The organism is Serratia proteamaculans (assembly GCF_013337185.1).
Classification (GTDB): Bacteria; Pseudomonadota; Gammaproteobacteria; order Enterobacterales; family Enterobacteriaceae; genus Serratia; species Serratia proteamaculans_D.
Map to the genome: position 1 here is coordinate 158,846 of NZ_SWDE01000008.1, position 25,208 is coordinate 184,053.

Annotated in this window: 21 protein-coding genes and 1 other RNA gene; 6 read left to right on the plus strand and 16 right to left on the minus strand. The window is 55.8% G+C overall.

Annotated features, from left to right (window positions below):
- Positions 1–50: 50 nt before the first annotated feature.
- A complete protein-coding gene (locus FCL49_RS22970; RefSeq protein WP_174355273.1) occupies positions 51–797 on the minus strand; it encodes an SDR family oxidoreductase in 747 nt (248 codons plus the stop codon).
- Between the two features lie 132 nt (positions 798–929).
- Complete coding sequence (locus tag FCL49_RS22975) at positions 930–1,148, minus strand: hypothetical protein (protein WP_174355274.1); 219 nt, start codon at positions 1,146–1,148, stop codon at positions 930–932.
- Positions 1,149–1,336: 188 nt separating this feature from the next.
- On the opposite strand from FCL49_RS22975, the gene FCL49_RS22980 reads away from it, so the two are divergent.
- Both FCL49_RS22980 and FCL49_RS22985 read left to right on the plus strand, forming a co-directional pair.
- Entirely contained in the window at positions 1,337–2,005 is a 669-nt protein-coding gene (locus tag FCL49_RS22980) for a response regulator (RefSeq protein ID WP_174355275.1), read from the plus strand.
- A complete protein-coding gene (locus FCL49_RS22985; protein ID WP_174355276.1) occupies positions 2,002–3,408 on the plus strand; it encodes a sensor histidine kinase in 1,407 nt (468 codons plus the stop codon). Before FCL49_RS22980 ends, FCL49_RS22985 begins: the two co-directional genes overlap by 4 nt.
- A 93-nt stretch (positions 3,409–3,501) precedes the next feature.
- On the opposite strand, the gene FCL49_RS22990 is transcribed toward FCL49_RS22985, so the two are convergent.
- The 9 genes from FCL49_RS22990 to FCL49_RS23030 form a co-directional block, all read right to left on the minus strand.
- Positions 3,502–4,467 carry a zinc-binding alcohol dehydrogenase family protein gene (locus FCL49_RS22990; protein WP_174355310.1) on the minus strand — a complete coding sequence of 322 codons (966 nt, stop codon included), beginning with the start codon at positions 4,465–4,467 and terminating at the stop codon, positions 3,502–3,504.
- A gap of 134 nt (positions 4,468–4,601) precedes the next feature.
- Positions 4,602–7,874: an autotransporter outer membrane beta-barrel domain-containing protein gene (locus FCL49_RS22995; RefSeq protein WP_174355277.1), complete on the minus strand. Its 3,273-nt coding sequence runs from the start codon at positions 7,872–7,874 to the stop codon at positions 4,602–4,604.
- Positions 7,875–8,124: 250 nt separating this feature from the next.
- Positions 8,125–11,004 carry an aminomethyl-transferring glycine dehydrogenase gene (gcvP, locus tag FCL49_RS23000; protein ID WP_174355278.1) on the minus strand — a complete coding sequence of 960 codons (2,880 nt, stop codon included), beginning with the start codon at positions 11,002–11,004 and terminating at the stop codon, positions 8,125–8,127.
- 92 nt (positions 11,005–11,096) lie between these two features.
- Entirely contained in the window at positions 11,097–11,483 is a 387-nt protein-coding gene (gene gcvH, locus FCL49_RS23005; RefSeq protein ID WP_174355279.1) for a glycine cleavage system protein GcvH, read from the minus strand.
- 45 nt (positions 11,484–11,528) lie between these two features.
- Positions 11,529–12,626, minus strand: a complete 1,098-nt coding sequence (gene gcvT / locus FCL49_RS23010) for a glycine cleavage system aminomethyltransferase GcvT (protein ID WP_174355280.1) — start codon at positions 12,624–12,626, stop codon at positions 11,529–11,531.
- Between the two features lie 543 nt (positions 12,627–13,169).
- Entirely contained in the window at positions 13,170–14,372 is a 1,203-nt protein-coding gene (gene ubiI, locus FCL49_RS23015) for an FAD-dependent 2-octaprenylphenol hydroxylase (protein ID WP_174355281.1), read from the minus strand.
- An 83-nt stretch (positions 14,373–14,455) separates the two neighbouring features.
- A complete protein-coding gene (gene ubiH / locus FCL49_RS23020; RefSeq protein WP_174355282.1) occupies positions 14,456–15,634 on the minus strand; it encodes a 2-octaprenyl-6-methoxyphenyl hydroxylase in 1,179 nt (392 codons plus the stop codon).
- A gap of 4 nt (positions 15,635–15,638) precedes the next feature.
- Positions 15,639–16,952, minus strand: coding sequence for a Xaa-Pro aminopeptidase (gene pepP, locus FCL49_RS23025; protein WP_174355283.1), 1,314 nt, complete (start codon positions 16,950–16,952; stop codon positions 15,639–15,641).
- Positions 16,953–17,012: 60 nt separating this feature from the next.
- Positions 17,013–17,591: a YecA family protein gene (locus FCL49_RS23030; RefSeq protein ID WP_174355284.1), complete on the minus strand. Its 579-nt coding sequence runs from the start codon at positions 17,589–17,591 to the stop codon at positions 17,013–17,015.
- 321 nt (positions 17,592–17,912) lie between these two features.
- Here FCL49_RS23030 and zapA point away from each other — a divergent pair, with 321 nt between their 5' ends.
- The 3 genes from zapA (at position 17,913) to FCL49_RS23045 (ending at position 19,103) form a co-directional block, all read left to right on the plus strand.
- Positions 17,913–18,242 carry a cell division protein ZapA gene (gene zapA / locus FCL49_RS23035; RefSeq protein ID WP_012146623.1) on the plus strand — a complete coding sequence of 110 codons (330 nt, stop codon included), beginning with the start codon at positions 17,913–17,915 and terminating at the stop codon, positions 18,240–18,242.
- Between the two features lie 41 nt (positions 18,243–18,283).
- Positions 18,284–18,466: non-coding RNA, 6S RNA (gene ssrS, locus FCL49_RS23040), on the plus strand.
- A 28-nt stretch (positions 18,467–18,494) separates the two neighbouring features.
- Positions 18,495–19,103 (plus strand): 5-formyltetrahydrofolate cyclo-ligase, encoded by a 609-nt coding sequence (locus FCL49_RS23045; protein ID WP_174355285.1) that lies wholly within the window; start codon positions 18,495–18,497, stop codon positions 19,101–19,103.
- Positions 19,104–19,148: 45 nt separating this feature from the next.
- Here the strand turns inward: FCL49_RS23045 and serA are convergent, their stop codons facing one another.
- Positions 19,149–20,387 carry a phosphoglycerate dehydrogenase gene (gene serA, locus FCL49_RS23050; RefSeq protein WP_174355286.1) on the minus strand — a complete coding sequence of 413 codons (1,239 nt, stop codon included), beginning with the start codon at positions 20,385–20,387 and terminating at the stop codon, positions 19,149–19,151.
- 301 nt (positions 20,388–20,688) lie between these two features.
- Complete coding sequence (gene rpiA, locus FCL49_RS23055; protein WP_135317847.1) at positions 20,689–21,345, minus strand: ribose-5-phosphate isomerase RpiA; 657 nt, start codon at positions 21,343–21,345, stop codon at positions 20,689–20,691.
- Positions 21,346–21,548: 203 nt separating this feature from the next.
- Here rpiA and FCL49_RS23060 point away from each other — a divergent pair, with 203 nt between their 5' ends.
- The gene (locus tag FCL49_RS23060; RefSeq protein ID WP_012146627.1) at positions 21,549–22,442 is read left to right on the plus strand and encodes a LysR family transcriptional regulator ArgP; all 894 of its coding nucleotides are present in this window, start codon (positions 21,549–21,551) and stop codon (positions 22,440–22,442) included.
- A gap of 51 nt (positions 22,443–22,493) precedes the next feature.
- Here FCL49_RS23060 and FCL49_RS23065 read toward each other — a convergent pair whose 3' ends face one another.
- The 3 genes from FCL49_RS23065 to FCL49_RS23075 all read right to left on the minus strand — a co-directional run bounded on the left by FCL49_RS23065 (position 22,494) and on the right by FCL49_RS23075 (position 24,895).
- Positions 22,494–23,225, minus strand: coding sequence for an oxidative stress defense protein (locus FCL49_RS23065; protein WP_012146628.1), 732 nt, complete (start codon positions 23,223–23,225; stop codon positions 22,494–22,496).
- 110 nt (positions 23,226–23,335) lie between these two features.
- Positions 23,336–23,953: an arginine exporter ArgO gene (gene argO, locus FCL49_RS23070; protein WP_012146629.1), complete on the minus strand. Its 618-nt coding sequence runs from the start codon at positions 23,951–23,953 to the stop codon at positions 23,336–23,338.
- A 123-nt stretch (positions 23,954–24,076) separates the two neighbouring features.
- Positions 24,077–24,895 (minus strand): IclR family transcriptional regulator, encoded by an 819-nt coding sequence (locus FCL49_RS23075; RefSeq protein WP_174355287.1) that lies wholly within the window; start codon positions 24,893–24,895, stop codon positions 24,077–24,079.
- Positions 24,896–25,208: the final 313 nt, after the last annotated feature.

The following is a 25,208-nucleotide window of genomic DNA, read 5'->3' on the forward strand; positions in this document are numbered from 1 at the left end:
TCCTGCAAATAGGGAAAGTACGTCCCACAGTACTTTCCCTGCATGCGCTGTCAACGGCCGCCAGCGGCCTCGATAAAGCTGCCGGTGACGTAAGAAGCGGCATCGGACAGCAGCCAGGCGATGGCTTCTGCCACCTCTTCCGGGGTGCCGCCGCGCTGCATCGGCAGGTTGCCTTTCACCCGGTCAACGCGCCCCGGCTCACCGCCACTGGCATGCATCTCGGTGTAAATGCACCCCGGCCGCACCGAGTTAACGCGAATACCTTGTGCCGCCACCTCCAGCGCCAGTCCGGTGGTCAGGGTGTCGACGGCCCCCTTTGATGCGGCATAGTCGATATACTCCCACGGAGCCCCTAAACGAGCGGCGGCGGAAGAAACGTTGACGATGGCCCCGCCCTGTCCACCATGACGATGCGCCATACGCATCACCGCCTCACGACTACAGAGAAAATAGCCGGTGACGTTGGTGGTCAAGACCTTGTTGATACGCTCGGCGGTCAGTTGCTCAATGCTCGACTGCTGAAACAGAATACCGGCATTGTTGACCAGTGCGTCAATCGGGCCAAGGGTAGCATCCAGTTGGCTAAACATTGCCACCACCTGGTTTTCATCGCCAATATCGGCCCGCAGCGCCAGCGCCCGACCGCCCAGTGATGCTATCTCCGCGACCACCTGTTGCGCTGCAACTTCATCCTTCAGATAGTTAACGCCCACTGCATAACCCTGACGGGCCAGCAGCAGAGCCGTAGCGCGGCCAATACCCCGGCTGGCGCCGGTGACCAATGCAACTTTAGTCATGCTGTTCCTTTCTCTGGTTGGGAAGTCAAAAGCGATAGCTGACGCTCAGCCACCTTATCCAACAGAGTATAGATATTCATGCTGCAGAATATCCAAAGGTATTTTCCACTTGTTTCCCTATTAAAATAAACCTTATAACTGCACCCAACGACGCAGTTGTTTTTTAATTCGTGGTTTTAAGCTTTTATAAAAAGTCAGGGATGCCGCATGCTGAATATGCGGCAAGGGCGAGGAAATTCGGGTGGGATGATTCCCCCCTTGCGCGCCAACGTGGGCAGGCATAGTGACCAACGCCAACAATAAAATTGCGCCTGTACAGGTAACCACCATTGAAAAGTTGTCGACACGCATGTTTCCCTCCCCTGATGATTTATGCAGGAGTCAGCGTACGCGAAATATATCGACGTTCCCTTAACGCCAAATTAATCCCAGATTAAGGTTTGCTTAAGAACGATGGTGCTAAAAGGATGACGCCGTTGTCTTCCCATGATGGTTGTAGTTATATAGCCGCCAGCGCCGTGACATAAACCGGATACCCCGTGAACATATTGTTAGTGGAAGACGATCTGCAATTGGGCAAGGCCCTGTGCCGTGCATTAGAGCTGGCGGGCTTTGAGCTATGCTGGGTGCGGCTGGTGCATGATGCGCAAACCAGGCTCTCACAGGGCAGTTTCGATTTAATGCTGTTGGACCTGACCCTGCCTGACGGGGATGGATTAAAAAAACTGGTCGAGTGGCGAGCAGCCGGACAAAATATCCCGATCATTATTCTGACCGCCCGCGACCGTATCGAAAGCCTGGTCAATAGCCTGGACTCCGGCGCGGACGACTTTCTGGCCAAACCTTTCGCCTTGCCCGAGTTGATATCACGCGTGAAGGCGGTTAACCGCCGCATGGCCGGGTTTGCCTCCCAAACCTGGAGCCTGGGCAATCTGTATCTGGACCCCATCAATCACCAGGTGACGCTGGATGACGAACTGCTGCTGTTATCGAAAAAGGAGTACCGGCTGCTGCATGAACTGATGCGCTGCGCCGGCACCGTGGTGCGTAAAACCGCACTGGAGCAGAGCCTGTTCGGCCATGGCGACAGCGTTGAAAGTAATTCTCTGGAGGTGCATATGCATAACTTGCGGCGCAAGATTGGCAAGGAAAAAATTATCACCGTGCGTGGCATCGGCTATTTATTAAAAAAAGAGATTCTGGGATGATAAGTTTTAAATCCTTTTTTATGCGCACCATTATTTTTCAGGTCTTAGCCATATTACTGCTCTGGGCCGCATTAGTAGGTTGGGTAAAATATTCATATTACCCCGACGCGGAAAAGTATTTAGATAATCAGCAACGCATTGTCGCACGCGGCATCGCCAATATTCTCGATAAGACCGATGTGACCAACCGCAGTTATCTTGAGGTGATTAAAGATATCGAAGTCATGTATATCGACTCGATCAAAAACGGCATGCAGGACGAAATAGACTACCGTCCGCTATTTGTGGTTTACGATAGCAACAACCAGATGCTTTACGCCTCACCGTCACAGGAAAAACCGCTGCTCCTGCCCCCATCAGTGCTGTCAGGCACCATCAGCTACGCCAATGTGAAATGGCATATTGCCGGCAGTTGGAGCGATAAACAGCAATTTAGGGTGATCGTCGGCGAATCCTTTGACAACCGCACCACTATTTTCGGCAACCCGGCAGAAAGCACCGCGATCCCGCTGTTGGTCACTCTGGCAGCCATCATTGTCACTTTGCTGTTCACCGCCTATTTCAGCCTGCGGCCACTGCGGCAAATTGCCAGAATGATCTCTGATCGCAAGCCCGGTACGCTGTCTCCAATCAATGCGGCCGAACAATATCAAGAAATCCGGCCAATCGTTTTGGAAATCAATAAGCTGATGGCGCGCATCGATGCTGCCAATCAACGTGAAAAGCGCTTTATGGCCGATGCGGCGCATGAGCTGCGCACCCCGATCGCCGCCGTGCTGGCACAGTTGCACCTGTTGACCCAGGTGGCGGATAAAACCGAACGGCAGGAAATCATTGAAGACATGCAGCAGGGGTTGGATCGCGCCGCATCGCTTTCGCGCCAGCTGATTGACCTGGCCAAACTGGAGTCGGAAGACTTCCCGCTGAAGATTGAAACAGTGAATATCCACGCGGAAATCAGTAAATGCATTGCCCAGCATGTACCCTATGCGCTGGAGAAGAACGTCGAACTCTCGCTGGATGGCAGTGAAAATGTGATGATTGATACCGATCGTCACTCACTGATTACCATTTTTACCAACCTGTTGGAAAACGCCATCAAGTACGCACCTGAGGGTGGCCGAATCGAAGCCAACATCCGTTCGCTATCGCCACTGGGTTGCTATATTACTCTGCGAGACAATGGCCCCGGTATTAACCCTGAATACCATAAACGGTTATTCGAACGTTTTTATCGCGTGCCCGGTACTCTGCAAATCGGTAGCGGTCTGGGGCTGGCGATTGCCAAAAATCTGGCGGATAAAATCGGTGCGCAACTGCGGGTAGCCGAAGGGCTTGATGAACGCGGTATCGGGTTCGTTATTGATCTGCCGGAGAATTACCTGGCGTCATCGGAGAGTTAAACCAACATCGCCCGTGTTAGCACCGCGCTATCATATTGATTTAATAATCATAGTTAATGGGCAAAATCCTATTTGCCCATTAACAGAAAATAGCTATCCGGCAATGCGGATCACCGAGCGCACGTCGCTTTTCTTGTTCAGATCCCACACTTCGGCAATCTCGGACAAGTTGTGTTCCTGTGTTTCGACCGAAATCTGCCCGGTAGCCGCCAACGCCAGGATCTCACTGGCATATCTCTGCATCTCAGCCACCGGCGGGAAGTTGCCGGTACCGCTGCCCATAATCTGCAGTTGGTTGCTGCGCAGAACTGCCGCCGGCAAGCGAATGTCTGGCCCGGCCATTGAACCTACATTGACCAGGCGAATGCCGCGTCCCCCGGCATAGGAAGACAGGTCGTGGTTGCTCAGCGTAGCCAGCAGCGCTTCGGTCGCCGTACCCCAGATGTAATCGACAATCACCTGATAGCCTTTTGGCCCTGCGGCAGCAGCAAAAGCCTGCACCAATGCATCCCCTTCCAGACTGAGGTCCACCGTAGCATCGACATCCAACGCATCCAGCACGTTCTGACGACGGCCCGCAGCGACAATCCGCCCTGCGCCAGCCTGACGAGCCGCCGCCACCGCCAGCTTGCCAGAGGTGCCGGTCGCGCCAATAATCAGCACCGTTTCGCCCGCCTGAAGCTCGGCACGCCAGTGCAGCGGCAGCCAGGCGGCGAATGCCGGGTTAATCAATGCGGCAGCGGTAGCGTCATCCACCCCCTTCGGCACCGGCACAGTCCAGGAAGCGACGGTGCGCTCCGCCAGAGCACCGTGCGGCTGCCGGAAAGAGGCGAAATAAACCCGCTGACCATCCGGCGCATAGCCAACGCCATCGGTACCGGGCACGATGGGTAAAACTTTCGGGCTGGAGTAATGGGTTCCCGCTACCATGGCACGATCCAACTGTTTGATACCGGCGACAATCACCTCTATCAGGGTTTCCCCCTCTTTTGCTTGCGGCTCATCCGCATGGCCAAATACCGGTGCCTGACCTAACGCGTTCACTATTGCAGCTCTCATCATTGCTCCTTATTCCGTGTGGGTTGCTATGCAGCGACAATAAAAAAGGGACACAGCATCATGCAGTGTCCCTTGATAACACGCTTTGCCGAATGTGTTATGGGGTTTTACTCAGCGGCAACCTGCTGAAGAAATCAGAAGCGCCAGTTCACGGACAGATTGCCCTCTAACGAATTGCTGCCCTGACGGAACAGCTCGCTGGAAAGGCCGGCCCCGACAGAAACATCTTTAGTAAGCTGATATTGCACACCCGCCTGCGCCGCCAACCCATCACGCCCGGCCAAAGTGCTTTTGCTATCAAAAGCAGAGGCGTCATAACCAGCGAACTGTGCACGTTGGGTGACATTGTTGCTCAACAACTCATGCTGCCAACCAAGACGCAGGGTGGCAGACAAAGCCGGAGTCCCCTGATACAACGCCTCAACGCCCAGCGTACTTTGCAGTGAATCGGCATAACGGCCCTTCATCTGCATTGGCACAGTGCCAGAGCCGGACTCTTTAATTGTACGATGCTTGGTGGCGGTATAATCCAAAGCCGCCACCGGGCCGAAGCTAAACGACTCGGTCAATGCAAAGTGATAGCCGCCACCCAGGGTTAATGAACCGTTCCAGGCAGTCCAGTCACTCTTGCTGGTTCCGCTTATACCGGCAACATCAAACTGACGCTTCATATGATTATCCTCAGCCCCCAAACGCCCCAGGCCATAGGCAAACGGCCCGGTCATGGGATCCTGCGCGAAGCTGAACTGCAGACCGACATCAAACGACGTGCTGTGCGTTCGCGCCCGATCGGCGCTTTTGGCATTGACGGTTTGCCCGCCAACCGCCGCATGGAAACCGGTGGTCAGCCCTGGAACCAGTACGTTGCGTTTCTCTGCCCCAAACAGCACGCCATAACGCGATGCGTTATAACCCGTGATATTGCCCGCATTGCGCTGCCAGTTCCCGCCCCCATAAGGCAGAGCAAAGCTTATCCAGTCTTGCTCGTCGTCGACCGGGGGCAAAGTCAGATTACGTTCCGGCGCCGTCAACGCACGGGTTAACTGACGCTCACGATCAAAAGAGGCCTGGATCAGGCTGTTGTAGGCCGACGGCTCCAGTTGCGCCAAAGCGCCGTTAACCTGCTTGCCATCAGGGGTGGAGAAATCCAGCGCTGTCAGCAACGGACGCATATCATCACCCGCTGTCGCCGCCGCGCGGGCCAACGCCAGCCCGACATTTCGCTCATTCGCACTTTGCGCATACTGGCTGTAGGCAGATGCCCCGCGGGTCGCACTGATTTGATATTCCCCGGCCGCTAACGGCGCTGCATTGAAGCTCAACGTCGGTGATTGCGTCTGCACGCTGATTTGACTGAACTCACCGCTGACCTGCCCCATTTGCAGCAGAGAAGCGCTGTTCAACTTCCAGTCGGATGCATACCAGCCCGTTACCGGCATCAACGTCAAGGTCCCCCCCAAACTGGACGTTCCGCTGATTTGCACCCGATCACCACGCCCGAGATTGTCGAACATCAGTTGCAAACGCCCCTGTGGCCCCTGCAGGTAATCACCAATGATAGAAACCAGGCCAAAAGGCGAACCGGTAGTCAGCAAGCCGTTATTGGTGAACAACCCGGCATCCGACAGCTCATAACGGCTATTGCCCGCCAACTGGGCGCCCGGTTCAATGTCCACGCTATACACCTGATGATCGCCGTTTAAAGTGGTTTTCCCGCCCTCGGCCACCAGCGCCAAATTATCCTTACCGCGAATATTGCCGTTATAGGTAAAATCAAAACCGCTATCCGCCACAGCGGTCACTTGCCCCAGCGCATCCGGCTGCAGACCAAAGGTTAAACGGGTAAGCCGCGCCTGATTATTTTCGTCCCATTGGGCATAGTCAGAAATGATATCGCCCTGAATATCGGCACCGCGCATCACGTTGATTGCGCTGGCCAATGCATTCTCGGACTGGTAGATAGCCGCTTTACTGCCCTTCAGCGAGCCGGTGATATCAAAATTGGACACCAGCGGTGCCGCCCGGTATTTGGACAAGTCGAGCCCGCCCCACTGCCAGATATAGGAGCCGCGGTATTCGGCGTCATTGCCCAACAGGTTGTTGCCAAAATCCAGACGCGTAGCGACCCCTTCTTTGCCGATCGCCTCCAAACTGCCACGTTGAATAATATTGTGCCGATCGCCGTAAGCCACCAACAAGCCGGTGCCGTAGTCACCGTTGGCCTGCACCTGGGTACCCGGCGCGATGCTGAGCGTATTGCCCGCACCGTCGACGCGAATACCGGCGGCGGCCACGCCATCGGCCAGCAGGTCGCCACGTTGCTCTATCCGATTGTTACTGCCGTAGATATGCAACCCGACGCCCCGGGCTGCGGTATTGGCTTCACCATCGATATACGCAGTGCCTGCGGCGTTACGCGCGAAATACCCTTGCTGGTTAACCACATCCAGACCACTGCCATAAACCGAGCGGCCAAAAAAGTTACGCCGGTCGATGTCGTACCCCATGTCCTGCAACAGTGCCAATTCGGCTTCCATCATTGAGGTGTAATTGCGGTAGTTTTGGTGGCTCATCAGGCTGCGATCCAGCTCGATGTGGGACATGTAATCGTCATCCAAATCGCCAAATACGTCGAGGATACGCACCGGAACCCCTGGCATCGCACCTTCCAGCACCTCTTTGACATGGCTGCCAGCGAAATAACCCTGATCCTTGCGCACGTCAAAAGCGGAAGGATTGTCCGGCCCCTCGCAAGCTTTGCACACAATAGCCTGCCCCGGCTGGGCAGGGTTGCCGTTGTCGTCAAACAGATGCGATGTCCAGCTCCCTTGCGTCGGGCCGAACTGGGTCACACCATCGACTACCGCGGCCTCGTTACTAATTCCCAACGCATGGGCAATTTCATGAAATAGGGTGACTTCCAGATCGGTACGGTGATCGGTCGGGATCTGTGCTGGTAAAGCCTGTGAAGGAGTAAAATCCAGCTTGCCAATGCGGACGATGGCGTGAGCACCACTGTCCAACTCGCCCGCTTCTTGCCCCTGCAGCACGGCCTGAAGTTGGGTCAGACTAAAGGTGTCGTCACTGACGTTTTGACTCATCGCGCCGGCATTTTTTTCGTCAAAAGTACCGACGTTGATCACCCCCGGCAATTGGCCTGGCTTGGGCTTGATAATATCGGCCCAGCGCTGTGCGGCGCTGATGACCTGCGCCTTTTGCGCCTCGTCCAATACCCAGGATGAGTGCTGGGGAACACCTTCATCAGTAAAATAGCCGTCATCGGTGGGAGTATAGAAATTCAGTTTAAATACCGTTTGCCCGCTGTTATTTCTCACTTCATAACTTTCAACCGCCTGCGCGGAGCAGAAGGGTAAAGCCGCAATGATTGCGATAGCCAACCTTTTCATAGGACACTCCTTGTGAGTAAATTTTCCCTGCAAAATATTTTGCTGATGTCAATTTAACCACGCGAGTTTAAACGGAATGTATACCGGAAAGCGTCTTGAACCCGATTGGAAACAAACTGCGGAGAGCTGCACAAAAAATAAGATAATTAGCAATATATCAAATATATAAGCAAGAAAAGCATATGGCGTGGCGGGCAAAAAAAAGCAGCGCATAAAGCGCTGCCTCTTGAACATATAATTGCAGTAGAGCTTATTCGTATTCGCTCATCGGTACGCAGGAACAGAACAGGTTACGGTCGCCATACACGTCATCCAGACGCTTAACGCTCGGCCAGTATTTGTTCTCGCGCACACCGGCGATAGGGAATACCGCCAGTTCGCGGCTGTAAGCATGCTGCCAGTCGCTGACCAGTTCCGCCTGAATGTGCGGCGCGTTCACCAATGGGTTGTCTTCCAGCGGCCATTCACCTTTCGCCACCCGATCAATCTCGCCGCGGATAGCCAGCATCGCGTCGATAAAGCGATCCAGTTCTACTTTGCTTTCCGATTCGGTTGGCTCAACCATCAGCGTGCCCGCTACCGGGAACGACATGGTCGGCGCATGGAAACCGTAGTCAATCAAGCGTTTGGCAATATCCATTTCGCTGATGCCGGTCTCTTCCTTCAGCGGACGAATGTCGAGAATACATTCATGCGCCACACGGTGATCGCGACCGGTATACAGCACCGGGTAAGCGTCTTTCAGACGGGTCGCAATGTAGTTGGCATTAAGAATTGCCACCTGGCTCGCCTGCTTCAGCCCTTCCGCGCCCATCATGCGGATATACATCCAGCTGATTGGCAAAATCGAGGCGCTGCCGAACGGTGCAGCGGATACTGCGCCCTGCTGAGTAAGCACACCGTCGATCTGCACTACGCTGTGGCCTGGAACGAACGGTGCCAAATGCGCTTTTACACCGATTGGCCCCATGCCTGGACCGCCGCCGCCGTGCGGGATACAGAAGGTTTTATGCAGGTTAAGGTGTGAGACATCCGCACCGATATAGCCTGGCGTGGTGATGCCCACCTGAGCATTCATGTTGGCACCGTCGAGGTACACCTGACCGCCGAACTGATGAACGATTTGGCACACTTCACGGATAGTTTCTTCATACACGCCGTGGGTCGACGGGTAAGTCACCATGATGCAAGACAGCTCTTCGCCCGCTTGCTCTGCCTTGACGCGCAGATCGTGCAGATCGATGTTGCCGTTCTTGTCGCAGGCCACCACCACCACGCTCATCCCTGCCATTTGGGCAGAAGCCGGGTTGGTACCGTGCGCGGAGCTTGGGATCAGGCAGATATGACGGCCGGCTTCGTTACGGCTTTCATGGTAATGACGGATCGCCAGCAGCCCGGCGTATTCACCCTGCGCGCCGGAGTTCGGCTGCATGCAAACCGCGTCGTAACCGGTCAGTTGCACCAGCCACTGTGACAACTGGCCGATCATCTGCTGATAACCTGCTGCCTGCTCTGGCGGGCAGAACGGGTGCAACTCGGAAAATTCAGGCCAGGTAATCGGGATCATTTCAGCCGCGGCGTTCAGCTTCATGGTGCAGGAACCGAGCGGGATCATCGCCTGGTTTAGCGCCAGATCCTTGCGCTCCAGACGGTGCATATAACGCATCATCTCGGTTTCGCTGTGATAGCTGTTGAATACCGGGTGGGTCAGGATCGGATCCTGACGCAGCATGCCCGCCGGGATCGACTGGCTGTTTTTGCTTACCGCTACGTCCAGTGCGTCGATGTCCAGACCGTGATCGTCGCCCGCCAGCAAGGCGAACAGCGTTTGTACGTCTTCACGTGAAGTGGTTTCGTCCAGCGTGATACCTACCGCACCGTGAATGTCGGTGCGCAGGTTGATGCCAAAGCTCAGCGCACGTTCCAGCACTGCGGCCTTGTCTTTCACTTCCACCGTCAGGGTGTCGAACCAGGTTTTGTGGCGCAATTGCAGCCCGGCCTGTTGCAGCCCGGCGGCCAGAATGTCGGTCAGGCGATGGATACGCCCGGCAATGCGCTGCAGGCCCTGCGGGCCATGGTACACCGCATACAGGCTGGCGATGTTGGCCAGCAGTACCTGCGAGGTACAGATATTCGAGTTGGCTTTTTCGCGACGGATATGTTGCTCACGGGTTTGCATCGCCATGCGCAGCGCGGTGTTACCGGCGGCATCGCGGGAAACGCCGATGATGCGACCCGGCATCGAACGCTTGAATTCGTCACGGCAGGCGAAGAAGGCGGCGTGTGGGCCACCGTAGCCCATCGGCACGCCAAAGCGCTGCGCGGAGCCGAATACCACGTCGGCGCCCTGTTTGCCCGGTGCGGTCAACAGCACCAGTGCCATAATGTCGGCAGCCACGCTGGTGCCGATTTTACGGTTTTTCAGTTCCGCCAGCAGTGCGCTGTAATCGTGCAATTCACCGGTAGTGCCAACCTGTTGCAGCAGCACGCCAAACACGCCCTGCAGTTCCAGCACCTTCTCGGCTTTATCGACAATCACTTCAAAACCGAAGGTGGCGGCGCGGGTACGTACTACGTCCAGTGTCTGCGGATGCACGTCGTCAGCCACGAAGAAGCGGTTGGCGTCTTTCAGCTTGCTGGCGCGTTTGGCCAACGCCATCGCTTCGGCTGCCGCGGTGGCTTCGTCCAGCAATGAAGCGGAGGCCAGATCCAGACCGGTCAGATCGAGAGTCACGGTCTGGAAGTTCAACAGTGCCTCAAGACGGCCCTGCGACACTTCCGGCTGATAAGGAGTATAAGCGGTGTACCAGCCTGGGTTTTCCAGCATGTTGCGCAGGATCACCGGCGGCGTCAGCACCGCGCTGTAGCCCATACCGATATAGGATTTGTAGCGCTGATTCTGCGAGGCAATCGCCTTCAGTTCGGCCAGCGCCTGATGTTCAGTAGCCGCATCGCCCACCGGCGGCGGCGCAGGCAGTTGAATGTCTGCCGGCACAATCTGTTGGATCAGCGCGCTGAGTGAGCGTGCACCCACCGCTTCCAGCAACTGCTGCTGTTGCTGCGCAGAAGAGCCGATGTGGCGTTCGATGAACGCTTCGCTGTGTTCAAGTTGGCTGAGTGTCTGAGTCATTGCTACAAATTCCTGAATGCTTACGGGGTACGGGATATAGCCTGATCTATAACTAAAACGCCCCGGCCAATCGGCCCGGGGCGTTGCAACGCTTACTCGTCGATAGAAGCCTGATACGCACCGGCATCCAGCAGCTTGCCAAGTTCGGCACTGTCGGAAGCCTTGATGCGGAACAGCCAGCCTTCACCGTACGGATCGCTGTTGACCAGCTCCGGGGAACTTTCCAGCGCATCGTTGGCGGCGATGATTTCGCCGCTGATTGGCGCATAGATATCGGAAGCGGCTTTCACCGACTCCGCTACTGCACAATCTTCGCCAGCGGCAACTTCACGGCCCGCTTCCGGCAGGTCGACAAACACCATATCGCCCAGCAGTTCCTGCGCGTGTTCGGTAATACCTACCACGTATTCGCCATTACCTGCATCGCGCACCCACTCATGGGAAGATGCGTATTTCAATTCTGTTGGCACATTGCTCATCGCCAGCTACTCCTTCGAAGAAATAAAGAATCAATAAACAAAAAATTAATTGGTCAGTGGCTTACCGGCACGAACGAATCCTGGTTTAGTCACCTTGACCGGCATTTCGCGGTTACGGATCTGTACGATGGCCTGCTCACCGATACCGGCGGGCACACGGGCCAGGGCAATACTGAAGCCCAGGGTCGGTGAGAATGAACCGCTGGTGATAATCCCTTCATGCGTCTGGCCAGCTTCATCGGTGAAACGCACCGGCAGCTCATTACGTAATACGCCTTTTTCCGTCATGATCAAGCCGACCAGTTGTTCGGTGCCCACCTCACGCTGTTTTTCCAGCGCTTCGCGGCCGATAAACTGACGATCTTCCGGCAGCCAGGCAATGGTCCAGCCCATGTTGGCGGCCAGTGGCGAAATACCTTCGTCCATTTCTTGCCCGTACAGGTTCATACCCGCTTCCAGACGCAGGGTGTCGCGTGCGCCCAGACCGGCCGGCTTAACGCCTGCGGCCAGCAGTTTCTGCCAAAAATCAACCACCTGCTCTTTCGGCAGGGCGATTTCATAGCCTGCTTCACCGGTATAACCGGTGGTGGCGATAAACAGATCCCCGGCCTGTACGCCGAAGAATGGCTTCATGCCTTCAACCGCGTTTTTTTGCTCCGGGGTAAATAAGGTGGCGGCGCGTTCTTTGGCCTGTGGGCCCTGCACCGCAACCAGCGCCAGATCGTCACGCACCGTCAGGGCTACGCCGTAAGGGGCTGCGTGTTCTTCGATCCAGGCCAGGTCTTTGTCGCGCGTGGCGGAGTTCACCACCAGGCGGAAATAGTCTTCGGTAAGGAAGTAAACAATCAGGTCGTCAATCACGCCGCCGGACGCATTCAGCATACCGGTGTACAGCGCTTTGCCAGGTTGAGTGAGCTTGGCGACGTCATTCGCCAGCAGATAACGCAGGAACTCGCGGGTGCGGGCACCGCGCAGATCCACAATGGTCATATGGGAGACGTCGAACATACCGGCATCCTGACGCACGGCGTGGTGCTCATCGATCTGGGAGCCGTAATGCAGCGGCATCATCCAGCCATGAAAATCTACCATGCGCGCACCGCACGCCACGTGCTGGTCGTACAGTGGGGTTTGCTTTGCCATCTTTTCCCTCATTTCACTCAGAAGCTGAAGATAGGGTGCTGCTACGCAATACATCAGATAATGGCTCGCGGCCGGATTGCATAGTGCACTGACTGCCCAACAGAAACGCTGCGCCGAAACGTGCAAAAACTGCGGCTAACCGCCGCGACGCAAACGATACCTTTACCCTGACGTTATCACCGAACGACCTCATTAACCATAAGTAAAAATAGGTTTGGCGTCGCTCAAAGCCAGTAAATTGCCGGGCTAGTGTGCAGAGTTTTTGACTGGAAAAATGCGCTTTAAGGCACAAAACCAACAATTAGAGCACCAAAAATCCGAAGTTATATAACAAACCCAAGCCAGGATACGGAATTTCGACTTTTGATAACCGAACATGGAATTAGAAAAACTAATGACAAAATCAACCTGAAATTAGATTTTTTCAAATGAAGGGTTTTATAAGGAAAAGCCATGGGTCTCAGGCGCAGGGGTGCGCCTTTGGGATCGAGGTTAATTCGGGGAAATAAGGCAGAGAGGCCTGACACCTCTCTCAGACAGCGGTCAGGCCAGCCACTCCGGCAGGTCATTAAGGCCCATCGCCTGGCGTACCAATCTGGGCTTCACGCCCGGCAGGCTATCGGCCAGGCGTAACCCGACATCACGCAGCAGCTTTTTCGCCGGATGGTTGCCATCAAACAGTTCGCGGAACCCCTGCATGCTGGCCAGCATCACCGCCGCGCCGTGTTTGCGGCGACGCTCGTAACGACGCAGATACAGATGTTGGCCAATATCCTTGCCCTGGCGTTGCAAACGGCGCAGTTCGGCGATCAACTCGGCGGCATCCATAAAGCCCAGATTCACCCCCTGACCCGCCAGCGGATGCACGGTATGTGCTGCATCGCCTACCAGCGCCAGCCGGTGCGCGGCAAAGCTGCGGGCATAACGCCCGGTCAATGGGAAGGTCTGACGTTCACTTTCCACCGTGCAGGCACCGAGGCGCAGGTCAAAAGCCATCGCCAGCTCGCGGTTAAACTGCTCCGGCTCCAGTTGCTTGAGCCGCTCCGCCTCCTCCGGCGCCACCGACCAGACGATCGAGCTTAAATGCGGATCGCTGAATGGCAGAAACGCCAGAATGCCATCGCCGTGGAACACTTGCCGCGCCGTTGCCAAATGCGGTTCTTCAGTGCGGATAGTGGCCACCAGCGCATGGTGGCGATAATCCCAGAAGGTTAGCGGGATATCGGCATGCTGACGCAGCCAGGAATGGGCACCGTCGGCCCCGATCACCAACCGGGCAGTCAGCATGCGGCCATCTTCCAGGGTGATAAAAGCGTCGTTTTCGCCCCAGGCTACCTGCTTGAGCGCCGCCGGGGTAATCAGCGTAACGTCGCTCAGGCTTTCCGCCCGTTTCCACAACGCCTGCTGGATCACCGAGTTCTCGATGATATGACCGAGATGACTGAAGCCGCACTCGTCACCACGGAAGGCTATTTTGCCGAAGCTATCGCGATCCCAGACTTCCATCGCGTTATAGGCGCTGGCGCGCAGGTTGAGGATCTCGTCCCACACGCCAATGTGCTGCAGCAGGCGCTCGCTGGCGGCATTGATAGCGGAAACGCGCAGTTCCGGCTGTGGTTGCGGCGGCATCATGTCCGGTTGCTGCTGTTCCAGCACCGCAACGCGCAGACCGCTGCCCTGCAAACCACAGGCCAGAGCCAGCCCCACCATACCGCCGCCGGCGATAACCACGTCAAATGATTGCATGCTGCTTAATTTCCTTAAATGACTCGCTGTGCCATTGCCCAGCGCTTTGGGCGCAGCACGCTACGCCCCTGCTAATACACCGCTTAGCGATCGACCCAGCCCAAAGTGCGCTTGGCGAAGGCGTCTCGCACCGCCGGTAGCCGGGCCATCGCCATCAGGCCCAGATTGCGACCGACCACCAGGGGGCCGTAGCGATTGGCGAACAGCCGGATCAAGCCGTCTGTCACGCCGATGGTCGCCTGCTGATCTTGCTGCCGCCGTTGTTGATAACGCCCCAACAGCGCATAGCCACCGGGATCTTCTCCGGCCTGCTGCGCCTCGGCCAGGGTTTCCGCCAGCGACATCACGTCACGCAGGCCGAGGTTGAACCCCTGCCCGGCAATCGGATGCAGCGTCTGCGCGGCATTGCCCACCAGTGCCAGGCGATGGCTGACATGCTGATTGGCGGTCAGCAGGCTGAGCGGATAGCTATGACGTTTCCCGGCGCGAAGGATGCGCCCCAGGCGCCAGCCAAATGCCTGCTGCAATTCACTGATAAAACGTTCGTCGTCCCAGCCGTCAACCTGCTGGCGATCTTCACGCGCATGGCACCACACCAGTGAGCTTCGTCCCTGAGACATCGGCAATAATGCCAGCGGCCCGTACCGGGTAAAGCGTTCAAAAGCGCGCCCCTGCGGATGCTCGGCGGTGGTGACATTGGCGATGGTAGCAAACTGTGGGTAGTCATTTTGCTGCCACTGCACATTACAGGCCTGTGCCAGCGCCGAACGCGAGCCGTCTGCCGCCACCAGCAGTTTCCCGCTGATACGCCGGCCGTTATCCAGCAGCACTTCGGCCTGCTCCGCCGTGCGCACTACATCGACCACTCGGGCCGGACAATGCAGCGTGACGCCAGGTGCCTTGGCCAGCAAAGCAAACAACCGTTGACCGGCGTCGTGCAGCTCAATCACCTGCCCCAACGCGTCGACCTGATAATCCTGCGCGTGCAAATTAACGAACCCGGCGTGGCCGCGATCGCTAACGTGCACCTGGGTGATGGCCGTCGCACAGTCACGCAGCGCCGGCCAAACGCCGATGCGCGTCAACTGCTGACAGGTGCCCTGCGCCAGGGCAATGGCGCGGGCGTCAAATCCCGGATGGCTGCGGTCGTCCGGTCGGGTTGCTTCGACCAGATCAACCGCCAATCGTCCCTGAGTAAGCGATGAAATGGCCAACGCCAAAGTCGCGCCCGCCATACCACCGCCAACGATGATTACACTCATGCTATTACCTTGCCGCCGCCATCAGTGCTTCGATGGCGTCAGCATCTTTCACTACGCTGGCCGTCAGGTTCTCAATGCCGGTCGCGGTGATCAGGATATCGTCTTCAATACGAATGCCCATGCCGCGATATTGCTCCGGCACGTCGGCATCCGGCGCAATGTACAGCCCCGGTTCAACGGTCAACACCATGCCCGGCTCCAGCGTACGGTCGCGATCCGGCGTGCCATAATGGCCGACATCGTGCACATCCAGCCCCAACCAGTGACCAAGGCCGTGCATATAGAACGGACGATGGGCCTGTTCGGCAATCAACTGTTCGACTTCGCCTTTCAGGATCCCCAGCTCCACCATCCCGGTGATCATAATGCGCACGACTTCATCATTCACCACGCGGATGCTGATGCCCGGTTTGAACATCTCCAACGCCCGCGTCAGTGACGCCAGCACGATGTCATACACCGCGCGCTGCGGTCGACTGAATTTGCCGTTGACCGGGAAGGTACGGGTGATATCGCCGGCATAGCCTTTAAACTCACAGCCGGCGTCGATCAACACCAGATCGCCATCGCGCAATTCGCTTTCGTTCTCGGTGTAATGCAGGATGCAGGCGTTGTCCCCACCGCCGACAATGGTGTTGTAGGACGGGGAACGCGCGCCAAGGCGAGTAAACTCATGATGAATTTCCGCCTCAAGCTGATATTCGAACATCCCGGGACGGCATTTTTCCATCGCGCGGGTATGGGCCAGTGCACTGATTTCACCGGCACGGCGCATGATAACCATCTCTTCGGACGACTTGAACAGGCGCATTTCATGCAGCCACGGACGCCAGTCGGTCAGGGTCGCCGGTGCCTGAAGGTTCTGACGGAAGCCCTTGCGCAGCTTGTCAAGCGCGTCGAACAGGATTTGATCGGCATAGGCGTATTGGCCCTGCGCGTGGTAAACCACGTCCAGGCCATTGAGCAACAGAGGCAATTGGTCATTGATTTCATTGAACGGCAGAGCGCGATCCACACTCAGCTTCGCCGGAGCGGCATCCTGGCCCAGACGGCGGCCAAACCAGGTTTCCGCCGCCAGATCGCGTACCCGGTTGAACAGCACGCTGTGGTTATGCGTCTCGTCACTCTTCACCAGAATCAGCACCGCTTCCGGCTCATTGAAGCCGGTCAGGTACCAAAAATCGCTGTTCTGACGGTAAGGATATTCAGTATCGGCACTGCGCGTTGCTTCCGGCGCAGAGAAAATAATCGCCGCGCTGGCCGGAGCCATTTTCGCCAACAGCGCCTGACGGCGGCTGTTGAATTCCTGCTGAGTCATCACCTTCTCCTGAAATCAATCTGCCTGTGCTCACGGCCTTAAGGTCGTGAAATCGGGTATTTAGTGCAAGGTCGGTTTGGCATTTTCCGGTGCCGTCGGCTTACGGCGGGTAAATTCGGTGTGGCACAAAATGGCCGCCATCCGCACATACTCCACCACTTCCTCCAGAGAGTGCTCAAGCTCTTCCTGGTCTTCGTCTTCTTCATAACCGAGTTGGGCGATGTTGCGCAGATCGTCGATCGCCTCACCCACTTCGTCTTTCACCTGAGCCAGTTTCGGCTGCATCATGCCGAGCCCGAGCAGGAAATGGTTCACCCAACCGCTCAACGCGTCGGCGCGATCGAACACGCTGACCGTCTCGCCTTCCGGCATCATCAACTGGAACATGAAATCGTCGTCTTCCAGCGTTTCACGCGTGATTTCATGAAGTTGCTGGAGAGGTTGGCTCAATGCCTGCGGGAAGGCCACGCCTTCGTTAGTCAGATCGTACACCAGCGACTGCCAGCCGGCGTCGCGGCTGCCACCGCACAGCAGGCCGCTGATCAGGCCGTGCATTTCTGCTGCGGTCAACGCCACCGCTTGCTGGTTAAGGGCAAGGGTCAAAGATTGGTAACTTGGAAATGTATTCTGTATAGACATGCGTATTCGTCATCGTTGGCAGGATAAGTTCGTGTTATGCTACCACCAAGGTCCGTCGCTGTACCAGATAAGCACGACACCTCAGTGGCTAGTTATAATCGTGATGTGTCAGATCTCACACACTGCCGGCAGGGAACAAAATGAAGCTAAATACGCATTTTGAAACCCTTTTTTGACTGGTAATGTCTGTCGCAGTAGATTACAACCAGGTACTGAAAAAGGGGTTGTATCTTGGTACCGAGGTATATATAGTGGCGCCCGCTTTAGACGGCCCGGTAGGGGTTGGTTGAGGCTGGCGCGAAATTTAGGCAGGAAGGTGGCATGTCTGCACAACCAGTAGATATTCAAATTTTTGGTCGCTCTTTAAGAGTCAATTGCCCGCCAGAACAACAAGATGCGTTGAACATGGCAGCGGTCGATCTTAACGAACGGTTGCAAGATCTTAAAGTTCGCACTAGAGTCACAAATACTGAGCAGCTCGTTTTCATCGCGGCATTGAATGTTTGTCACGAACTTGCTCAAGAACGGTTGAAAACCCGTGATTATGCGTCCAATATGGAACAACGCATTCGCATGCTACAACAGACCATTGAACAGGCATTGCTTGAACAGGGTCGCATCTCTGAACGTCAGGATGCACAATTCGAATAACTTAAGTTGCTGAAATCCAAGGTTTCGGCAACGAGTACAAAATTTCTCTGAGATGTTCGCCAGCGGGCCAGTCCCCTGAGCCGATATTTAGTACCAACAGAATGTGATGATCCGCGATCGGTGTGCATGCTCGGCCCGCCGAGAAGCCTTAAGATTGCGACAGCACGTTCACCTTGAACCATGGGTTCAAGGGTTACAGCCTGCGACGGCATCTCGGAGATTCCCCCTTCCTCAGCGGTAAGTGTGCTGACTATGTCTTTTCAAGCCCAGTATGCCCAGCAGCGGCAAAACATCCGTAACCAAATCCGTCAGCGTCGACGCGCCCTAACCTCTGAACAACAAAATAATTTTGCCCTGCAAACTGCCGATCGTATCTCTGAGCATCCACGCATCCAGGCGGCACACAGCATTGCAGTATTTTTGTCGTTTGACGGCGAGTTGGATACCCGTCCACTGATTGAACGGTTATGGCAACAGGCCAAGCAAGTCTATCTGCCGGTATTGCACCCGTTTAGCCCCGGCAACCTGCTGTTCCTGCGATACACCCCGGAAACGCCGCTGATTAACAACCGTTTCAATATCCTTGAGCCACAGCTCGATGTACGCAACGTCCTGCCGGTCGGGTCACTCGACGTGGTGCTGACGCCGTTGGTGGCGTTTGACAGCTCGGGCCAGCGTTTGGGGATGGGCGGCGGTTTTTACGACCGCACTCTGCGAAATTGGCAACAACTCGGTCCCTACCCGATCGGGTTGGCGCATGACTGCCAGCAGGTGGAACAGCTGCCGGTGGAGCATTGGGATATCCCGCTGCCGGAAATCGTTACCCCATCGAAAAATTGGACATGGCGGATCGCCGAATAGCAAAAGGCCGGATAAATCCGGCCTTTTTTGTCACCGCGTTTTCAATCAGAGCAGCAGGCGAGCACGGATAGTGCCGTCAATCGCCTTCATGCGCTGCAGTGCAGCATCAGCACGTTCGGTTTCTGCTTCGATATCGATAACCACATAGCCGATTTCCGGACCGGTTTGCAGGTACTGCGCGGCGATGTTCACCCCTTCTTCAGCAAAGATCTGGTTAATCTGCGTCAGTACGCCAGGGCGGTTTTCATGGATGTGCAGCAGGCGGCTGGCGTTAGGGCCATGCGCAGGCAGTGACACTTCCGGGAAGTTAACCGCCGACAGGGTCGAACCGTTGTCAGAGTATTTCGCCAGCTTGCCGGCCACTTCATCACCGATGTTCTCCTGCGCTTCCTGAGTAGAACCGCCAATGTGCGGGGTCAGGATCACGTTGTCGAACTCGCACAACGGTGAGTTGAACGGCTCGCTGTTGGTCGCAGGCTCTTCCGGGAAGACGTCGATCGCCGCACCGGCCAAATGCTTGCTGGCCAATACTTTGCACAGTTCAGGAATATCCACCACGGTACCGCGCGAGGCGTTGATCAGAATCGAACCCGGCTTCATCAACGCCAGCTCTTCTGCGCCCATCATATTCTTGGTCGACAGGGTTTCCGGCACGTGCAGCGTCACTACGTCGCTCATATTGAGCAGATCGGACAGGTGGCGCACCTGCTGGGCATTGCCCAACGGCAGCTTGTTCTCGATATCGTAGAAGAACACTTTCATGCCCAGGCCTTCAGCCAGGATCCCCAGTTGGGTACCGATATGGCCGTAGCCAATAATCCCCAGTTTCTTGCCGCGCGCTTCAAACGAGCCGACGGCCAGTTTCTGCCATTCGCCACGGTGCGCTTTGGCGTTGGCGGACGGAATGCCGCGCAGCATCAGCAGCAGTTCGCCCAGCACCATTTCAGCCACGGATCGGGTATTAGAGAAAGGTGCGTTAAACACCGGAACGCCGCGTTTGGTCGCCGCCTTCAAATCAACCTGGTTAGTACCGATACAGAAACAGCCTACCGCCACCAGCTTCTCTGCGGCAGCGAAAACTTCTTCGGTCAGATTCGTGCGCGATCGGATACCGACGAAGTGAGCATCGCGGATCGATGCCTTAAGCGATTCGGTGTCTAACGCACCTTTGTGATATTCAATGTTGGTATATCCGGCAGCCAGCAGATTATCTACCGTGCTCTGATGAACCCCTTCCACCAACAGGAATTTAATCCTGTCTTTCTCCAATGATACTTTTGCCATTTACCCGACCCTATGTTCAGACTTCAGAAGCGGCTGTTGTGAAACAGCACACATCCAACATAACAAAAATAACGCAGGCGGCAATACAAACGATTGCCCGCCCGTCAGTACAAGGCTCAGCGTTGTTGGTGGTTTCTGGCAGAAAATGCCATAGGGAAAGAAATAGGCAGAAGCTTCGTGGAGCTATCGCTCGCAATGTGACATATGTCACCAAATTTGGCGCTTTTAATAAAAGATATTTTAACCAGTGAATTATGCGGCCCGGTGGGATCCAAGACCGCATACCTGCTGGGGTACTACATTACTCGACCACTTTCACGCCGTCAGGCGTACCCACCAGCGCGACATCGGCACCCCGGTTGGCGAACAGACCCACGGTCACGACACCGGCGATGCCGTTGATTTTGTTTTCCAGCGCGATGGCGTCCATGATGCTCAGGTTATGCACATCGAGGATCACGTTGCCGTTATCGGTCAGGACATTCTGACGATATTCCGGCAGCCCGCCCAGCTTCACCAGCTCACGCGCGACGTAAGAGCGCGCCATCGGGATCACTTCTACCGGCAGCGGGAATTTACCCAACACTTCAACCTGTTTGCTGGAATCAACAATACAGATAAATTTGCGCGCGATAGCAGCAATGATTTTTTCACGCGTCAGCGCAGCACCGCCGCCTTTGATCATCTGCATATGACGGTTGATTTCATCCGCGCCGTCGACATAAATATCCAGTGAATCCACTTCATTGCTGTCGAACACATGGATACCGAGGCTTTTCAGCTTGGCGGTGGAGGCGTCAGAGCTGGACACCGCCCCTTCGATCTGGTGCTTGATCGAGCCGAGCGCGTCAATAAAGTGGGCGGCGGTCGAGCCAGTGCCGACCCCAACGATGGTGCCCGGGGTCACGTAATCCAGTGCTGCCCAGCCAACCGCTTTTTTCAGTTCATCCTGCGTCATAATATGTCCATTGCCTCTGTACGAAAACGTGTGCGTATTATAGGGTAAATCGCTAATTTTCACTTAGGCAGGATCACACTTCTTCACGCCAGGCCGCATTTTTAGGCGCGGTGCGGCAAGATGGCCCGGTGATTTTCCACCTGTAATACACCAGAGATGTGGCATAGTGCCTGTATCAATTTACTTTAAGGGATATCTTTCCGATGAAACGCCCAGACTATCGAACGCTACAAGCGCTGGACGCGGTGATCCGTGAGCGTGGCTTTGAGCGCGCCGCGCAAAAACTTTGCATCACACAATCGGCAGTATCCCAGCGCATCAAGCAGTTGGAAAACCTGTTTGGCCAACCGCTGTTGGTGCGTACCGTGCCGCCACGCCCGACCGAGCAGGGCCAAAAGCTGCTGGCGCTGCTGCACCAGGTAGAATTACTGGAAGAAGAGTGGCTGGGTAACGATACCGGTATTGATACGCCGCTGTTGCTGTCGCTGGCGGTTAACGCCGACAGCCTGGCGACCTGGCTGCTACCGGCATTGAAACCGGTACTGACCGACTCCCCTATCCGCCTGAACCTGCAGGTAGAAGACGAAACCCGCACTCAGGAACGCCTGCGCCGTGGTGAAGTGGTGGGCGCAGTGAGTATCCAGCCGCAGCCGTTGCCAAGCTGCCTGGTGGATCAACTGGGCGCGCTGGATTATCTGTTTGTCGCCTCGAAAGGTTTTGCCGAGCGCTACTTCCCGAACGGGGTTACACGCTCTGCGCTGCTCAAAGCGCCGGCGGTGGCGTTCGATCATCTCGACGACATGCATCAGGCTTTCCTGCAGCAGAACTTTGATCTGTCGCCGGGCAGCGTGCCCTGCCATATCGTGAACTCGTCGGAAGCCTTCGTGCAATTGGCGCGTCAAGGCACCACCTGCTGTATGATCCCGCATCTGCAGATTGAGAAAGAGTTGGCTTCGGGTGAACTGATCGATCTGACGCCGGGCCTGTTCCAGCGCCGTATGCTGTTCTGGCACCGCTTCGCGCCGGAGAGCCGCATGATGCGTAAAGTGACCGATGCCCTGCTGGAGCACGGCCGCCAGGTTCTGCGCCAGGATTAAATAGAAAAGGTTCGCCGCGGCGAACCTTTTTCTTACTGAAACCTGCCTGCGTTATTGCGCTGCGTTACGCTGCAACTCAAATACCACATCCACCTGATCGTCAAAGTGAATGCTTTGCTGTTCATAGGTTTGCGCCGCGTCACTTTCCGCTGCCGCACCCGCAGATTTATACATGCGCGCTACCGGCATCGGCTGGTAGTTGGCGACATGGTAACGAATGCTGTATACCGGCCCCAGCTTGGCGTTAAAGCCTTTCGCCAGGGAAGCGGCTTGCTGAGTCGCGTTCTCGATGGCCTTCTGACGCGCCTGCTCACGGTAGACGTCCGGTTTTGCCACGCCCAGCTCAACGGAGCGGATCTCATTGAGACCGGACTTCAACGCCCCGTCCAGCAGCTCGTTCAACTTGTCCAGTTGGCGTAAAGTCACCTGTACCTGGCGTACCGCACGGTAGCCTTTCAGCACCGACTCACCGGTTTTCAGGTAATCATATTCCGGCTGGGTGCGCAGGTTGGCGGCGCTGATGTCTTTCTTCTCAATATTGTTTTTCTGCAGGAAATCAAAATATTGCGCTACACGCTCATCAACCTGCTTCTTCGCCTGGGCGGCGTCTTTGGATGAAACGCTAACCTCGATCGCCAGGGTAGCGATGTCTGGTGTCGCGTCAACGCTTGAGGTGCCCGAGGTCACTACGTGCGGCCCTTCCGGCACTTCTGCCGCCTGCAGCGCCAGAGGTAACGTCCCTAATCCAATCATTGCGGCCATAGCCAATGCTTTAAGCTTCACGGTGTCTCCTTGATGACAGGCTCTAACTGATTACCGGCCTGAAGGCCAGTTCCTTGGCATCAAAGCTAGCATATCGCACGGGTTTTTGAATTCGGATTAGTGACAAATTCTTATAAACTTGCCCCTTGCCAGGCCAACTGCAAGGCGATGCCCCACATCACCACCCCAACCAAGGTATTAATGATGCGCTGCGCCATTTGGGTTTTCAGCCAGGGTGCCAGCCAGGAAGCCAACAGCGCCAGGGCGAAGAACCACACGACGGAAGCGCTCACCGCCCCCAGCGCAAACCAGGAACGTACATCCGGCGTCAGTTGGCCGCCCAAACTTCCCAACACCACAAAGGTGTCGAGATAGACATGCGGGTTCAGCCAGGTCACCGCCAACATGGTCACCACCAGCCGCCAGCGGCTTTGTTTCAGCTCCTCGGCCGTCGCCAGCGCCAGTTGCCGACTAAATGCGGTACGAAACGCTCCCCAGCCATACCACAGCAGAAAAGCTACCCCACCCCAGGTGACCAGCGCCAACAGCAGCGGCGAGCGGCTCAGTAAGGCACTACCACCGAAAATCCCGCCGCAGATCAGCACGATATCGCTCAACGCACACAGCGAAGCGACCATCAGATGATACTGGCGGCGAATGCCCTGATTCATGACAAAAACGTTTTGTGGGCCAAGCGGCAGGATCATCGCGGCGCTCAGGGCGAAACCCTGTAAAAAGACAGCTAACATGGTATTCCTCACAGAGAAAAAAGCGCCGGGCAGCGGCGCGTATCGGGCAATACGCGCATCATAGGAGGAAAAAATTATTAGGTGAAATTGATATTTCTAATCAACTATCAGCAATGCTAATAATCAGGCGGGAATAACAAATCCCAGCTCCTGAGAAATACGCTGTGCGGTCGCCAGCACCGGCTTAATCAGGGCTTTGACACCAATCTGTTGCAGCTTGGCGGTCGGTAACGAGACCGACACCGCATAGGGCACCCGCTGTTGAATATCAAATACCGGCGCCGCCACGCAGGACACCCCCAGCTCATTCTCTTCGCGATCCATCGCCATGCCCTGCTGGCGAATATCGGCCAGTTCCTCATACATCTTCGGCAACTCGGTGATGGTATTGCGCGTCAGCGTCTGAATTTCATGCTGATGGGTTTGCCAGTAGCGATCGGGATAATCGCTGTTGCCGTAGGCCATAAAAATCTTGCCCATCGCCGAGCAATACAGCGGCATATGCTGGCCAATATAGGCGCGGGTGCGCATCATGCCGGTGGTCGGCTCCAGCTTGTAGATCAAAATGACATGGTCATCTTCACGGCTGGAAAAGTTGACCGTCTCCCCCACTTCCAGATTGAGTCGTTCCAGGTGTGGCGCAGCGACATGGATAATATTCAGCGAAGAAAGCGCCTTCTGACCGACAGAAATAAACTTGGTGGTCAGGCGATAGCTGCCGGGCGACGGCGCCTGTGTGACATAGCCGCTGGTATGTAGCCCCTGCAGCAGGCGATGGACGGTACTTTTGTTCATGCCGGCCAACTCGGACAGGTGCGCCAGTGGGCAGCCGTTAGGGAAGTTGCTCAGGATCTCAATCAGTTGCAAACCGCGGAACAGGCTTTGGCTGCCCAGGGGTTTGTCTTTCTTGTCATCTTTCTCGTCGACAGCTTTCAGGCTCATAGCGCAATTTCTCCAGTGTCGAGCCGCCAGCCAACGCCACGGCGTGGTAAACGGCCCCTTTGCCGGGAATGTTACCCCAAGGCCCGCATCAGGTGAAGACGGAACGCCGTTTCATTGTCGTCAGCGGGTTAAAAACCCGCAACATTCCGCTAACTTCCGAAGTGAGTTATGCGTCACAATTCCGCAAAGATATAAATAACCAATTGTTTTAAAAAGATAATTAAAACTCCTCCGGCTTTGCTTTAGATCGGCAATCGGCATATTATTTTTGAAATTGAATTTCGCATATTGAAATTTAAAGGCGATATAACCA